The organism is Pseudoalteromonas sp. SG43-6 (genome assembly GCF_014164365.1).
In the GTDB taxonomy this organism is placed as follows: domain Bacteria; phylum Pseudomonadota; class Gammaproteobacteria; order Enterobacterales; family Alteromonadaceae; genus Pseudoalteromonas; species Pseudoalteromonas rhizosphaerae.
In genome coordinates, this window is the sequence record NZ_JACJEZ010000055.1 from 20,202 (window position 1) to 35,052 (window position 14,851).

The following is a 14,851-nucleotide window of genomic DNA, read 5'->3' on the forward strand; positions in this document are numbered from 1 at the left end:
TAAAAGGATATGCTTGCGCATATCCTTTAAAAATTCCGACTTATCGACCTTCAGTCCAAGAGTCAGAGAACTCGATGTTGCCATCAAGGTATGTCCAAGTAATGCGCTTATAACGTAAACATACTGTTTCAAGGTGCGGATAACGCTCCTTGTCTAAGTCTTTTACGTTGTGCATTGTTGGTGAGATTGACGTAATTTTTACATCTTCCAACTTGTGGCAGAAATACTCACGCTCAGTCCCTGTGTCATCGATACGGTACCATTTAAGCTCAAGTTGCTTAAGTGTTTGACCGTTCGAGCACGCTTTATACAGATACGGTGTAGCTGCATCTACCGCTTTAGTAATTACAAACGGTTCATGCTTACGTGTACCTGTAAGTTCACCCGTGTCGTTATCTGTAGGAATGCGAAGTTCATGATCAAAGTGTAGGATCTCAATTGAACCTTCACGCTCTGCAACAGTTACAGAACCTTTGATGTCATTACCTTGGTCATCCTTTAACCACATATACGCTGGAATTGCCATTTCATTATTCTCCTTTTAGAATGAAGTGTTTCCTGTTAGTTGGCATTGGCATAAACAACCATGTTTATGCCCCCCAAAAAGCCCTCTGCTTCATGCCACTGGGGAACATGTCCCAAGTTGGATGCAACCAACTTGGGGCAATTTTTTACAAAGACGGATTATCTAACTCTAGTATTAGCGACATCGCGTCAAATGGAGTTTGCAAAACAGCTAACTTTTCGAAATGTTGCTGTACACTTTTAGGTAATTGCTTAAACTTATACTCTGCGTCTAATTCAGATACCCAAGTACTTGAAACAAAACTATCAATATCGTTCTTCACCTTGCTCGGCGTAACTGCTTTGTAAAAATAAGCTGCTTTTAAATAGCTTTCGTACTGAATTTTCATACAAGCACTCAGCGCAGAATAATGCATATAATCAATAGCAGTCTTTGTCATTTCTAAGCTAATACCATCGATTTGTAATTCAGTGCTGCTTATTTTCTTCGCATTTGAAAAACATTTATCCATCTGCTTTTCAAATGCGATTGTTGCTACCTGTAGCTTTTGCTTTGCAAAAAACACTTTATTATCACTGGCTATTGCGTTGGCTATACAAGCCAAAAGCAAACTGAGTAAACAGACCATTTTAATCATTTTTACAACCATTTATCATCGCCTTCCAAAATTCTCGCTCTTTATATGAACTACTATTTCTATACGCACTATATGAAATTTTTTGTAATTCATATCTTTTAATTTTTGACACCGAGGATAACGATTCAGCCATCAGGGCAAAATCTGTATTAGATATATTAAATTGTGCAACCAAGGCCCCATTACCTACAAAAATTGCAGCTAGACTACCGAAGCTCAGCGCTTTTGTAAGTTGATCAGTATGTTTAGTGAGCTCTCTAGCTTTATCTAAATACTCTAGATTTTTTTAGAAAACTCCAATCCACTAATATTTGGACACTTCATTTGTAAACTCCTTTTAATGCCCCAAGTTGGATGCAACCAACTTGGGGCAATTTTTTCCATCTACATTTTTACACCAACCAGCTACTCACCAAATTGACGTATTTACACTTTAAAAGCCTGCGTTAAATGCGTTTCATCGGCGGCTTGGCAGTTCATTTTTCGCCAGGCATCTGCCCTACTAATGCCAAACGCACATCAATACCTTCCACTTGGAAATGCGGCACTATGTAAGTACTAACGCGGTAATAACCAGGGTTACCCGGAATTTCAGCAACAGTCACTTTGGCATCTTTTAATGGGTGCGTTGCAATTAACGACTCATCTGGGTTGTTCATTTTCGTAACTAACGCACCTAACCAATCATTAAGCTGCTGCTCTAATTCGTGGCGTGGTTTGCTAGAACCTATGTTTTCACGTTGTAACACTTTTAAGTAATGCGCAATGCGCGATACTAAGAAGATATACGGTAAACGCGAGTTAATACGTGCGTTTGAGGTTGCTTCTGGCGTTTCAAGCACTTGTGGCTTTTGCGCACTATTAGCTGAGAAGAAACACGCAAAGTCTGAATTTTTATAATAACTAAGTGGAATAAACCCTTGGTTAGCAAATTCAAGCTCTTTAGTCTCTGAGATCAATACTTCTGTTGGGATCTTAGTTTCTGAGCCTTTACCTGCTTCGAATGAATGAAGTGGTAAATTCTCAACTTTACCGCCCGACTGTGGGCCACGAATGTTAACTGCCCAACCATTATCATGGAAACTGCGAATAATATTGGCGGCAAAAGCAAACGTTGCGTTACCCCATAAATAGCGCTCATGGTGTTCACTGTTTACATCTTCTTGGTAGTTAAAGTTACGCAGTGGATTAGTTTCACCATACGGTAAGCGCAATAAGAAACGTGGGAACGCTAGGCCGATATAGCGTGAATCTTCTGATTCACGGAAGTTTTTCCAACGTAAAAATTCAGCACGCTCCATGTACGAACCAATATCTTGAATTTTAGATACTTCATCAAGTGAGTCTTTCAAGAAAAACTTAGGTCCTACGCTGCCCATAAATGGGCAGTGCGCCGCAGCTGATACGCGTGAAATTTCTTGTAGTAATGAAACATCTGGCGCTGAACAATCAAACTCAAAGTTCGATACCATAGTCGATACCGGTTCGCCACCTGGGGTGTCGTAATCTGAGGTATAAACATGCTTGTACAATGCTGATTGCGTGGTATCAGGCGCTTCTTCAAAGTCATCACGCAGGGTTTCTTTATCAACGTCGAGCATTTCGATTTTGATGTTGGCATTGTTTGGCGTGCGATTAATTAAATAACGTAATGAACGCCAAGCTGATTCCATTTTTTGGAAGTTTGGATTATGTAAAATCTGGTCTAACTGCTGTGAGATAATCGTATCAACTTTCGCAATATAGTCATCTAACAACAACTTATCGATACGCGTAACTTCTTGGCCGCTGCTGCCAGCCATATCTAAAAATACATTGATTGCCGCTGTTAAACGCTCATTCGCACGGGTTTCAGCAAGGTTGCTGGCATCACGAAAAGTGTCTAATTTGATCTCATCTGCAACTGGGGCAATATCGACCAAGTTACAAAGGCTTTCGTAGGTTGATACCGGAGCTTGCTCAATTGAATGAGCTGCAACGTTTAATTGTTCTTGCATTGACATGGTAACGTCCTTATTCAGTAACTGGGTGTTTTTCGTCTTCAGAAGCAAGCGGGGCAATTTCATCCAGCTTAGCTTTTAACTCATCAAGTTCTGGCTGGTTTTGTAATACCCGCTCTAGTTCTTTACGTAATGATGAGTTATCCAAAAGATTCGATTTCAAGTCACGCAGTAAGTTACGCATTGCCATCATTTTATTTAACTCAGGTACCTGTGAAGCAACTGATTCTGGATCAAACGATTTAAACGAATCAAACTGTAAATTCACGTTGATCTCGCCATCGCCTTTGATCTTATTAGCAACTTGAAAGTTTGCCTTTGGTGCCATATCTTTTAACACTTGCTCAATATTATTTTTATTGATTGTTACGCGTTCACGCTCAGCAAGGTCTTGGGTATTTAAACCATTAGAGTAATCACCAATTACCAGCATTTTTAGTGGCAATTCGCTTTTTTGCGATGCGCCATCCGTATCAAGCTCTAAAGAGATATTGATCCGAGCTCTTGGGATCTCTTTTTGAAATGTATCTGTCATGTTTCTTCCTTTGCAGTTTGTATCAATTCCAATTAACCTCGACCCATTAGTCAGGCTCTTGTAACTAAATCCAAGCTATTGCTTGAGCCGGATTGGTTACCATCATTCGCTGACTAATTTGCTTAGCAGCTAAACTCATTTCATCACTTTCTGCCAACGACAGATTGGCGTAACATTGTTTGGCAAAACGCCATACTTCCATGCAAAAATGTTGTTGCCACTTCGCTAATTGAAAAGTTTCAATTTGCTCAAGTAATTCGGTTAAAATTGCCAAAGCGTGTTCATAATGCTCCGCTTTAAGTAACAACTTGGCTTTTAATAATTGGCTTTGTGATTGGTCAAACCCGGTAGGGGTACTTAATTGCTCAACCTTGCTAAGCGCAGCACTGAGTTGTCCTTGCACTACTTCATCAGCCAATAAGCTATAATGTTCATCAAAAATATTGCCTTGCGAATTATTGCTTGCTGGTGTTTGTGCATTGCTAATTTCAAGTAACGTTTCTTTATTGGCTGGGCTGCATAACCCTGTGCCATCGTCGTACTGTAAATGAGTTAAAAGCGGAAACTGACTAGTTAAATTAATCAATTGCTGCTCAAGCCAGTAACTTAGCTTGCCTTTATTTAATTGTTTTAACGCACTTAATACCAACATTTGTAAGTTGAGATTAAATTGCATCGCACCTTCCATAAATAAGCCTTCAGCAAGCATGAGTGCCTGCTCTGGTTGTTCACTGGCAAGTGCATTTTCAATCGGTGCAAAAGCCGCAGCTCTTGGTGCTGGTAAGCGTGTTTTACCATTTTCATTAGCCGGTATTTTCAGCCCAGACCAACGTGCAGCACGTGATAATTTAATCACCCGCTCGATGTTATTTTGTTCTTTATCAAAATTCAGTAATTCACGAATAGCTGATAAATAAGCCGTGTCACTGCTGAGATCACCAACCGTAATACTTGCAACTTGACTTACAGAGCTGTGCACTGATGATGTTGAATTTGTTGCCGGTGTACCGTCGCTTGGTGCTTGTTCAGTATCGTCTTTACTAACAACTGACGGCTCGACTGCCTTTGCAACTGGGTTGCGTTTCATTTGCTCGTCAGTCCACTCGTTTAAAGTAGATAAAGGACCTGATTCACTATCTAATAATGGTACTGAGTGTTGGTTGTAATCGGTTAATACCGCATCTAGTTCAGCCCATTGTTCTGCGGTTGCCGAATGACTTTGCGAAATCCCTTTTAGACGTTCTTGTTGCTGTAAAAACCAGGTATTTACAGCACTGCGCATGCGCTCTTTAAGTGGGTGTACGTCGTTGCTAAAATCAGCCAATATCTTATTAAACAATTTGATTGAACTAATTAACCCCTGCACCCCAAATTCACTGGTTGCAGCTAAGCATAAGTAACTAACAATACGTAAATCTTTACTCTTATTCTGTAATAAGTCAGTTGCTTGAATAAACATCACTTTAAAATCAACCTCACCAACACCCGATGAAGATGCTTTGAGACTTTTAAATGTTTCTTCGTATTTTAAATCTTCGCCACACGGCAAACCTTGCAATGGTGCAGCAAGTTCATCCAGCCATAGTTGCCAGCTATTGTGAGTATGTGGTTGCTTTAAACTCATGCTTTACACCATCGTCTTAGTGCATCGTATACACTTACGTTATCCATATCGGCAAAATTAATACTGTAGTCACTTGGCACTTTGCTCAATGGTAAATTCGTCAAATCAATAATTTGTGTTGATTTGTCTTCATTTAACCAAATCGAGCTAAAATAGGATGCCGATACAGGACGACAAAACACCGTTAAACTAGGCGCATGATCTTCACATCCTAGTTGATAAAAGAACCACGGTTGCCAGTTGTGATCAGCAACCACAGATGCTATTAAATGCAGCCAAAACCCAGCGACCAAGGCGCTCTCATGACTAAACTGTGGCATTGGTAAACGAATACCAAATTGACTGCGTAGACAGCCTCTATTTGCAATCGACTTCAATACTGCAGATAGTTCTTCAATTAATACAGCACGCTTATGCACATCATTCATCTGGAGATGCTGCCACAGCACACTCATCGGTATCATGCGCAGTTTATCTAGCTCTTGATTTAAATTTGGTTGTTGCTTCAACGCATCAGCAACCTTGTTATAAGCATGAGCTTGTTCCGCCATCGCATCAATTGATGGCGCTTCTTTAATGCGATCATTCACACCAATTAAGTGCTCAATCACATGACTAGCATATAAAAACAAAAATGCTGGATGGCGTTTATAAGTTTCTAATCCGCTATGTATAAAAGAGCTAAAAGGGTAAAAACGGCCACTACTATCTTTACTTGGTTGTAAAATACCAAGCAAACTACTGTCTTCACTGTTCCCAGATACAAAAAACAACGATTTAACACCATTAAGTACAGCAACATTATTCGCCTTTCGACCACGATTAAGGTGAGCAAATCCTTCTTGTAACCAATGATCAAATGCCACTGATTCACGCGATGAAATATTTAACTTCACAAAATCAGGTCGTACTGGTGTTTTCCCCATATAACCGTAAGAAAACTGTTTTACTAGTAACGGCGATTTCTTTTTAGAAAATAAATTAAACATATCCGCCCCTACTGTACCGAATTATTATTCGACTGCGCATATTGCGGCGATTTCGAAAACAACGAGTTCGGTAAAGCAAACGAAGTCAGCATATATTTTGAGAAAATACCGCTATTACGCCCTGATTTTAAGGAAAACTGTACTGTTAATTGCTGTTCTGACTTATCGGTTAGTTCCCATGTAGCTAAGAACTCAGTGCCTTTTATCCATTTTACATTAGCATTATTAAGCACTTTAAGTAGCGCCCACGGACCATCTTGCTCAATCGAAATTCGATTGCCTTTATTATCTAAACCATAAAGAATCGCTTTTTCTGCAGCACCACGACCAGGCCAAGAAAAGTTACGCCACTCCTCCGGCTCATTACGATAGCGATAACCTTGCTCTGAAAAGCCTAAATAAGTTTCACGAATGCCTCTTTGTGGTACTGGCATCATCTGAAAATTAAAGCCCGCAGAATCTGCGCCACTAGTAAATAGTGAACGTGTTACTTTATTTGCTTTTGTTAAACCATCGAGTAATTCTTTACTAAAGCCAATACCAACACCATTCCACTGTTTTTCTTCCCATACGCCACGACGTACTTTCATAAAAGGTTTCAGTTGAGTGTTAGTAAAGTTCCATAATATGCCCGACTCAGTGTTTAAAAACTCCGACACATCAGCAATCGCGGCATCAGGTCCATTTAGGTTAAATGGGTACTTTCCTGCGATGCTGTTGCTGTACATTGTATAAACTTGGTTTTCCCACTCTTCATTTAACTGGCTTCGTGCTTTGGCCATAATTGTGGCTATACCCGCTTGTAAAGGCGCTTTGAAAAGAGTATCCAACGTTTCTTTTGTTTGTGGGTCTAAAGCACGTGTTTGGCTTTCAATGATGATCCATGAAGACTGCAAAGCATTGGTTTGATTATTACCTGAGAGTAAATCTTGGACAAAAATCATAGCTTGGCCATCATCTTCATTACTCGCCGCCATCGTTTTTATGTCTGAGTGGATGCTGCTTAATGAACTAATGTACTGGCCCATGTAATCAGAACTGCGCTTATTATCATCGTTTTGTGTAAAACGGCGTAAATCAGCAAAGCGAGATTCCAGCTCTGGCGCTCTAACCGTACTCATTTGTGAAAAATCAGGGCTGTTCATAGCTTGTTTAGCTAGCTTTCCTTTTGCTGCTTTTTTCTGCGCAACGTCGGCAGCACCGGCAACTAAGGTCGCAATTTTGTCATTATTCGCGGTAACGGCTGAAGGTTCGTCAGCAACCATTATGTTATTGTTCACCAGCATCATTAAATCTATCAATGGGCCATCGTTTGATGAAAGGCGAGCAAAATCAATACTTGCATCGTTTAAGTCTCTAAACGCTGGGACTTGAATACTATTTAAGAATTCGAACCAAGTATTACCGTAATCCTTAAAGTAATAAGCACGCATTGCTTTGGCTAAGGACTCAGCTTGTGCTTCATCTACAGCATTTTGCCCTTCGTCATTACTGGTGCCCATAACCCAATCGCCTGAGAACACTAAACGTGAAATACGTTTAATTTCAGGATATACATATTCTTGCCAACCAGCATTGGTATATACATAAGGAATTGCATAGCTACTTTTTAATACATCACGGTTATTAGCCGACATAAACTGATTAAGCTGTAATGCTTTTTTGCGCTCAGCAAAGCTTGTTATCACTTGCTTATACAGAGGCTCAGCTTCAGGTTGAGTATTTAAACTTTCGCGCGCAGTATAAATTGCGGTTTCATTTGCTTGCCAAAAATTAATCTTCCCAGGATGCTCTAGATCAGTACCTAAATTAGCTAAGTACACATCTAACAACGCAGTTAATTGACTATAAATGGGTGTATCTTGTTGCGCTGTTAAATCAATATTAAAGTGATTACTAATAAAACTAAGTAGCTGCTGTTTAGCAAATTCATCATTTTTATGTTCGGGGTGTGTGCTTAGCATTAAATGTAATTTAAGTGCTTCGTAATAAGGTTGTCGAATACCTACGCGTGACTCCGGCTCATCAGAGTTCCAACGACTTTCATACTGTTTTAATTGTGCTAACACCTGTTTTTCAGCAGGAAGTGTGATCAATTGGTTTAACTGGTTAAATAATACATTCGCGACACTTTGAGTTGTTTCGTCACCTTCGTAAATACCAAAAATAAAATACCAAGGTAAGCTTTTTTCATAACTTACAAGCTCCTGATAATGCTCAAATAATGCAAGTGTTGCAGCTAGCTTTTGATCCGCCTTCGCCTTATTTACATTAACTTCAACCACCGCTTTCACGCGTGCTTCGCCTTGGTTAAGCAATAACTGATTACTGGTGTATGAGGTAATCAATAACGCTGTAATCGCCGCTATTGAGGCAAGCCCCGTGGTTACAGTTAAACCTTTTAACCAACGCCCAACTAGGCGCTTTTTACGATTACCCCGAGTTAAATCTTGTAGTTTAAAAACAACATCATTAAAAACGCGATTAATAAAATAGCTTTGGGTGATTGTTTCTTGTTTTTGTTCAACCACAACCGCGCCAAATTGATCGCGTACACCGTTGGTGATTCGCTCAATTGGTGTGCCCTCTTGTGTACCTGAGGTAAAATACACGCCTGCAAACCAAGGAACTTCTTGGTACGGATTCGCTTTAAATAGCAAGTTTACAAATTCGGTTAGTTTTGTTGAGGCCGATTTAAACTGATTAGGAAAATCAAGGATCAACTGTTTACGATGCTCATTTCGTTCACGGGCCACTTTACTTAAACGTTGCTGGCACAAACGTTCGTATAATTCATCCATTCTGAGCTCGAACATTTCAGCCGGATCGGTTTTTTGATCTTCACTAATATCAAGTAAATATGCGCCCCACACTTGCTCGCGCTCTTTTTCAGATAAGTCATTAAAAAAAGGTTCAAAGCCACTAATTAAATCGGTTTTTGTGAAAGTGATATAAACAGGGAAAATAACACCTAGTTGCGTGATCAACTCTTCAATACGTTCACGGACTAACTTTACATGCTGGCGAATTTCTTCACTGTCAGAGGTTAAAACATCAGCTACACTAATTGCGACCATTACGCCATTGATAGGTAATTTTGGGCGGTACTTTTTCAGTAAATTTAAAAATGATAACCACTCTTTGTTTTCTGATTGCTCAGTTGTGTAACGTCCTGCGGTGTCAATTAAGATCGCTTGATCTGAAAACCACCAATCACAGTTACGTGTGCCACCAAAACCTTGAATATGCAGTTCGCTAGAGTTTGAATACGGAAAATGTAATCCAGAGTTAGCAAATAAAGTACTTTTACCGGTCGCTGATGGACCAATGATCATATACCAAGGTAGTGCATAAAGAGCGGTATTACCACGATAGCCAGCGCCTAAGTGCGATGCTTTTAATGAGCCTAACGCTTCTTGCATTTTTTCTTTTATTTCATCAAGCTCAGCACTTGAGCCCGCATTGTGATTTGCAAGTTCAGAAGCTAACTTATCGCCAGAACGCTTAGTCCATAACCAACGAGTAAAAATAAATAAAATGAATACCGCCGTAACTGCTCCCATAGCAATCAGCTTTTTATCAGTCGTGTCTAAGCCCACCATGCGCCCAGCAAACCAAACAATGCTCAGCACTGCAATTAGACCGATCAACTGTCCTGTGGCGCGAGATGACACTAAGCCCAGTAAAAAATGCACTAGGCCACTTTTATTTACTCTTCCTTGCATGGTATTGCCTTATCGTGTCTCGTTGGTTTTATTCAATTGAGTGAGTACTTCCACCTGATTACTTATGGTTTGCGTACTCTGTGTAGCCTGCTTGTTGATCACAAAATGAAAGCCTGCAAATAGGGAAGCGATTGAGCCTAAACAAATCGACAGGATAACCCAATAAGGGACATTACGACCGACTTTCATAGCAAACCCTTCAGCAGGTACGCCATTATCAGAAAGCAGTGCATTAGGCGTGCCTTTGACATCTTCAATTTGTGCACGAATGTCAACTATCAAAGCTTTAAGCTGTTCTATTCCTTTAACTTTATAGATACCTTCAAAACCCAATTGCAAACAAATATAGTACACTTCTAACGCCGCAAATTTATTTTCACCGCCAGTACGCAAAGTCGCTAAACGCTCAAAAAACTCTTCACCTGCACGGTTATTGCCAAAAAACTCTAACTGCAGCGGTCGTGACATCCAGTCCATACGAAAATGCGCTCCGGAGCTCATTACAAACTCATCGCACATTGCAGTAAGAGCAAATTTTACTTCTTGCATCACACTAGTCGTCACTTGTTGGGCATAACAATTACGCTCAAACTCATCAAAACTATTTAATAACTGATCACGAAAATCGTTCAGCTCAAGATCGGTTGATTGCTTGAGCTTTAATGGCGATAACGCATTTATAACCGGTGATATACAGGCGATTAAATCTTGTTGTTGTGATTGTTGTTGCATCATTTCACCTAACTTAATTGCGTGCGACAGTAACTATTTCGATTTGCGCAGCTTGCAAACCAAATGGAATAAATAAACTTAACGACTGCTCTTCGATTATTTGCTGCCAAATGTAACCATGTGATTCAAGACGGAAATATTCATATCCACTCTTTATTGCTAATTTATTTGGCGGCCGTTGGCAGTGAGTTAGCTGAACACCTGCAAGGGCTGATGAAATCATAATATCGAGTTTTTCAGTTGCGCCAACTTTAACTTGGTCGCTAAATGTTTCAATCCACTTGGTATCCTCAGCTTCAAAATAAACCGCTAGATAAAAGTCGTTATGCTCAAAAATTGCTGAGTCAATAGTCGCAACCTGATGAATAGCATTGGAAACTTTTTCAAGTTTAAGGCCAGCCATTTTCTTAGGCACAACACCTTCAAGTAGCTTAGTTAGCAACTCATCTAACTTACCAAATACATGGCTGAGTTGTTTATGCTGATAAGGAGGGACTTGGTTTACTAAATCACTGTGTTCAAACATCGATACAGAGCTGATCAAATCAACCAATTCACAGTACAAACGCTCTGGATGAACTAATGACAAACTTTTTAAATGATCCAACCGCTTTGCTGAAGGTGCCATCGCATTAAGTAATAAAAAGCTATTCATCTCGTTTGGACCAAAGTCAGTCACTGAACCAAAGTTTTTCCTGCGACTAAGCAACACATTGACTTTCGCATTCACTAAATTTGCGGTGCGATTTAATAGCTCAGTTAAATATACCGAAGCACTGATATTTAACAGTGGTGGTACAAAGTGTTTATTAACAACAAAAGAGCCGTCTTCTGCGCGGACTATTTTCAAACACGCTAAAGTATCAAAATAAGTTTTTACATCACTATCTGTTAATAATATAAATTTAGGGTGCGCTATCAGCACTTCACGATTACGTGCAGCATCATGATCATCATTTAATTCAATATAGTCTGCATGATAGGCACTGAGCTGACCGGTTGTTGCATAACCCTCAATATTACTAACGATTTTATTGGCAGCAATCGCGATGTAAATAATCACTTCATCTAGGTTAGGATCTAATTCCAGCTTTAATTCGTCATGTTGTTGGCGATCAAAATCAAGTAATCGACCATTTTCAAGTAACAATTTGAAGCTAGTAATTTTTAATAGCCCACGCGATAACGCTGACTCATCAATTGCAAGATGCTGGATACCAAACACCAATGGAGAAATAAGTCGCTGTCTTACAATTTGATTTTGCTCATGATACTCATCAAATAACTGAAAATGGTGTTGTGCTAATAATACACCTTCAGCCCAGACGGGTTTTACGGGGGCTTTAGTACTCATTACTGTGCCTCATCCACGTCAGGCAACTGCACTTCATTATTTGTGATCAGCACATCTAATGCAGTCGATAATTTAACCGGACCATCACCTAGTTGATAATACGTTTTCCATTTATCTCCTTGGCGATCTCTAAATAACGCAACAATTGCCACAAAACGAGCATTTTCAGCTTGTTCAAAAGCGATCGTTGTTTTTTCAGCAGGATTAATAGTGCGTTCTTCTAACGTGATCAATGAATTTGCTAATACTGATTTATCTGACTTCCAAAGTTCTTCAAACGTTGCTGTTTTAAAGCTCTGAATATCAGACAATTGATACACTCTGAGAACCACTGGAAGTGCTTCATCAAACTGATTTAAATTTAAATTATCTGTTGCTGTAATGTCTAACTCTACATTAGTGCTCATGCACGCAGTGAGTGACATTAACAGCACAGCTAAGATTACTTTATTTATTGCAAAACGCATTTAATACCTCATTAGATATTTTAAAATTGATTATTCAGTTTTTACAAAGGATCTCTTCATAAACAGGGCAAATAACCCTATTAAAACGCACTGACGCACAATCGGACCAGCGATTGCCATTTAAAATTCTAGAAAAAAAGCCTGAACTTTTATTTTCTTGATTTTCAACAGCTAGAGACTTGATGACAACATGATCGATTGAAGATATTAATTTAGAATTTAAAACTATTAACTCTTGAATATAACTAGATATATTTTCATTAATTAAAATAATGTTTCCATCGTTCTTTGGAGGATTATTCAAAAAGAAGAAAAACTGATCTATAACGGATTCAGAAAAAACACGATGCGCAGGAATACCTGTTTGATCTAGTAAAGAGGAGATGTTGCAGGTTAGAGACCAAGCCAAGGAGTAAAGGCTATCAACCTGATTTATAAAATCTTTTTTTCTCATTTCATCATCCTTGATTTAACTTAGTCAGCTTAAAGGTGCACTAACGCGGTAATTCTTCAGTCCTTAGAATTAGCGCATGATACAAACATAGTTGTTAAAATGTCAACTGAATCCAGTGCAAAAACACAACTATTTATCAAATAAAGTTGTTCCAAACAAAAACAGCAACACCATATAATTTTAAAAATGAACATATTATGAACCTATTTACATATACTCTAAATATCGTTAATTACAAATATTTTATTGATTATCGTTAGAGTAATGTGTATTTTTACACGCATTATCGACCAAGGTAGCCAAAGGACAAGGAAATGTCTCAATCACGATTATTGTTAGATATTAATGACAAAACAATGAACGTAACTCAGGTAAAAGGGATTGAACGCTTAAATAAAAGCTTTGAGTTTGACCTGATTTTCGACACCCTCACTGATGAGCCTTTAAACGATTTACTATTACAGTCGGCCTTAATTACATTTGTAAATAAAGACAATTACTATCGCCACCAAGCTGGCCTCATAACACAAAGCACCGATCTTGGGTTATTCAACAACAAGCGTCGCTATCATATCGTCATAAAAGATCGATTGAGTACGCTAAAAAACACCTCAGATAGCAAAGTATTTATCGGCGTTAATTTAAAAGATGTTTTACACTACCTAGCATCACAAGCCGGATACTCTCAAGGTCAAGTAGATTTCAGAGTTACCCAACCGTTTGCTGATATGTCTCAGTGTGTACAAGCAATGGAAAGTAATTGGCAGTTTTTTCATCGTTTACTGGCTTCCTATGGTTTATTTTATTGGTTTGAAAGCAAGGACTCGGCTGAAATACTGGTGATAAGCGACAGTAATTTAAATAGTCCCTACCTTGAGCGCGGCGTTTTAGAAGTTACCAGTAGCGCTGGAATGAATAACCAACACAGAGAGCAATTTGTTGGCTTTATGCATGCTCAACTTACTGAGTCTATTTATAACAATACTGCAAACAGTGCAGCCTATGGGCAATTTAATACCGTTGCCAGCAATAGCCAATCATTCTTTGAACCCTGCGCGTTATCGCAATCCGCCGCAACTAATCAAGCACAAAATTTTAGTAATGCACTAGCAAGTTTAAATAAAGTTATTAGCTTAACTGGTAACGTATGTGATTTATTTGCGGGATGTTCGATTTCATTAAGTGATAACACCGGTATTGGTAGCAGTGGTGACTTACTCTGTATCGCAGTCGAGCACTACAGCGAGCAACCAAGTGACGAAAGTAGCCATGAAGGGCTCTCTAAATACAGTTGTAAAGCGCAATTCATTGAACGAGGAACACCATTTAAGCCACTCCCTATTCCCCATCAAGCAAAACCGATGGTATTTCCTGCGAAAGTAGAATCACTGACCGGCAATGCATTTATTGATGACAACGGGCAATATCGAGCCCGCGTTGATTTTGACAAAAATGCCAGACCACTAACGCAGTCAAGCCCTGCTTTGCAAAAGTTAGCGCTGTATGCATGCCAAAACCAACCTCAGGCCACTGGATGGCACTTTCCACTCGTCGGTGGTTCAGAGGTACTAATAGGCTGTATTAACAACGACCCTAATCACGCCTACATTATGGGCTTTGCACTAAATAGCGATCAACCAAGCGTAGTAACCGCCGCCAATCCAACGCATAACCGATTATTAACCGCAGCCCACAACGAACTACTATTTGATGATGACGACAATGAGCCAAAAGTTATTTTACAAACCCTTGCCAGTGAACATTACTTTGAGCTAAACGCCAAACAGTCTGGCCGCCAATTCATAGAA

The 14,851-nt window shown here is 39.4% G+C and carries 12 protein-coding genes; 1 reads left to right on the forward strand and 11 read right to left on the reverse strand.

From position 1 onward, the window contains the following. Positions 1 to 40: 40 nt before the first annotated feature. The 11 genes from H5201_RS18855 to H5201_RS18905 all read right to left on the reverse strand — a co-directional run bounded on the left by H5201_RS18855 (position 41) and on the right by H5201_RS18905 (position 13,043). Positions 41 to 526 (reverse strand): Hcp family type VI secretion system effector, encoded by a 486-nt coding sequence (locus H5201_RS18855; RefSeq protein WP_007584479.1) that lies wholly within the window; start codon positions 524 to 526, stop codon positions 41 to 43. A 145-nt stretch (positions 527 to 671) separates the two neighbouring features. After that, positions 672 to 1,175, reverse strand: a complete 504-nt coding sequence (locus tag H5201_RS18860; protein ID WP_182719400.1) for a hypothetical protein — start codon at positions 1,173 to 1,175, stop codon at positions 672 to 674. A 464-nt stretch (positions 1,176 to 1,639) separates the two neighbouring features. Then, a complete protein-coding gene (gene tssC / locus H5201_RS18865) occupies positions 1,640 to 3,166 on the reverse strand; it encodes a type VI secretion system contractile sheath large subunit (RefSeq protein ID WP_145242487.1) in 1,527 nt (508 codons plus the stop codon). 10 nt (positions 3,167 to 3,176) lie between these two features. After that, entirely contained in the window at positions 3,177 to 3,698 is a 522-nt protein-coding gene (gene tssB, locus H5201_RS18870) for a type VI secretion system contractile sheath small subunit (protein ID WP_145242489.1), read from the reverse strand. Between the two features lie 64 nt (positions 3,699 to 3,762). Further along, positions 3,763 to 5,322, reverse strand: coding sequence for a TssA family type VI secretion system protein (locus H5201_RS18875; RefSeq protein ID WP_145242491.1), 1,560 nt, complete (start codon positions 5,320 to 5,322; stop codon positions 3,763 to 3,765). Then, positions 5,319 to 6,311 carry a type VI secretion system-associated protein TagF gene (gene tagF / locus H5201_RS18880; protein ID WP_145242493.1) on the reverse strand — a complete coding sequence of 331 codons (993 nt, stop codon included), beginning with the start codon at positions 6,309 to 6,311 and terminating at the stop codon, positions 5,319 to 5,321. Before tagF ends, H5201_RS18875 begins: the two co-directional genes overlap by 4 nt. A gap of 8 nt (positions 6,312 to 6,319) precedes the next feature. Beyond that, positions 6,320 to 10,036: a type VI secretion system membrane subunit TssM gene (tssM, locus tag H5201_RS18885; protein WP_182785201.1), complete on the reverse strand. Its 3,717-nt coding sequence runs from the start codon at positions 10,034 to 10,036 to the stop codon at positions 6,320 to 6,322. 9 nt (positions 10,037 to 10,045) lie between these two features. After that, positions 10,046 to 10,771 carry a type IVB secretion system protein IcmH/DotU gene (gene icmH, locus H5201_RS18890; protein ID WP_257326852.1) on the reverse strand — a complete coding sequence of 242 codons (726 nt, stop codon included), beginning with the start codon at positions 10,769 to 10,771 and terminating at the stop codon, positions 10,046 to 10,048. A 10-nt stretch (positions 10,772 to 10,781) separates the two neighbouring features. Next, positions 10,782 to 12,122, reverse strand: a complete 1,341-nt coding sequence (gene tssK, locus H5201_RS18895) for a type VI secretion system baseplate subunit TssK (protein ID WP_182740570.1) — start codon at positions 12,120 to 12,122, stop codon at positions 10,782 to 10,784. Beyond that, positions 12,122 to 12,589: a type VI secretion system lipoprotein TssJ gene (tssJ, locus tag H5201_RS18900; protein ID WP_145242499.1), complete on the reverse strand. Its 468-nt coding sequence runs from the start codon at positions 12,587 to 12,589 to the stop codon at positions 12,122 to 12,124. The genes tssK and tssJ overlap by 1 nt, the downstream gene beginning before the upstream one ends. A 34-nt stretch (positions 12,590 to 12,623) precedes the next feature. After that, positions 12,624 to 13,043 (reverse strand): hypothetical protein, encoded by a 420-nt coding sequence (locus tag H5201_RS18905; protein WP_182730837.1) that lies wholly within the window; start codon positions 13,041 to 13,043, stop codon positions 12,624 to 12,626. 314 nt (positions 13,044 to 13,357) lie between these two features. Here H5201_RS18905 and H5201_RS18910 point away from each other — a divergent pair. After that, positions 13,358 to 14,851: type VI secretion system Vgr family protein (locus H5201_RS18910; protein WP_182768136.1), on the forward strand; the 1,494-nt coding region annotated here is incomplete at its 3' end.

Excerpts from the sequence above, each read along its gene's own strand:
- H5201_RS18855 (WP_007584479.1), bottom strand. The coding sequence starts at position 526 with ATGGCAATTCCAGCGTATATGTGGTTAAAGGATGACCAAGGTAATGAC.
- H5201_RS18860 (WP_182719400.1), bottom strand. The coding sequence starts at position 1,175 with ATGGTTGTAAAAATGATTAAAATGGTCTGTTTACTCAGTTTGCTTTTG.
- tssC (WP_145242487.1), bottom strand. The coding sequence starts at position 3,166 with ATGTCAATGCAAGAACAATTAAACGTTGCAGCTCATTCAATTGAGCAA.
- tssB (WP_145242489.1), bottom strand. The coding sequence starts at position 3,698 with ATGACAGATACATTTCAAAAAGAGATCCCAAGAGCTCGGATCAATATC.
- H5201_RS18875 (WP_145242491.1), bottom strand. The coding sequence starts at position 5,322 with ATGAGTTTAAAGCAACCACATACTCACAATAGCTGGCAACTATGGCTG.
- tagF (WP_145242493.1), bottom strand. The coding sequence starts at position 6,311 with ATGTTTAATTTATTTTCTAAAAAGAAATCGCCGTTACTAGTAAAACAG.
- tssM (WP_182785201.1), bottom strand. The coding sequence starts at position 10,036 with ATGCAAGGAAGAGTAAATAAAAGTGGCCTAGTGCATTTTTTACTGGGC.
- icmH (WP_257326852.1), bottom strand. The coding sequence starts at position 10,771 with ATGATGCAACAACAATCACAACAACAAGATTTAATCGCCTGTATATCA.
- tssK (WP_182740570.1), bottom strand. The coding sequence starts at position 12,122 with ATGAGTACTAAAGCCCCCGTAAAACCCGTCTGGGCTGAAGGTGTATTA.
- tssJ (WP_145242499.1), bottom strand. The coding sequence starts at position 12,589 with ATGCGTTTTGCAATAAATAAAGTAATCTTAGCTGTGCTGTTAATGTCA.
- H5201_RS18905 (WP_182730837.1), bottom strand. The coding sequence starts at position 13,043 with ATGAGAAAAAAAGATTTTATAAATCAGGTTGATAGCCTTTACTCCTTG.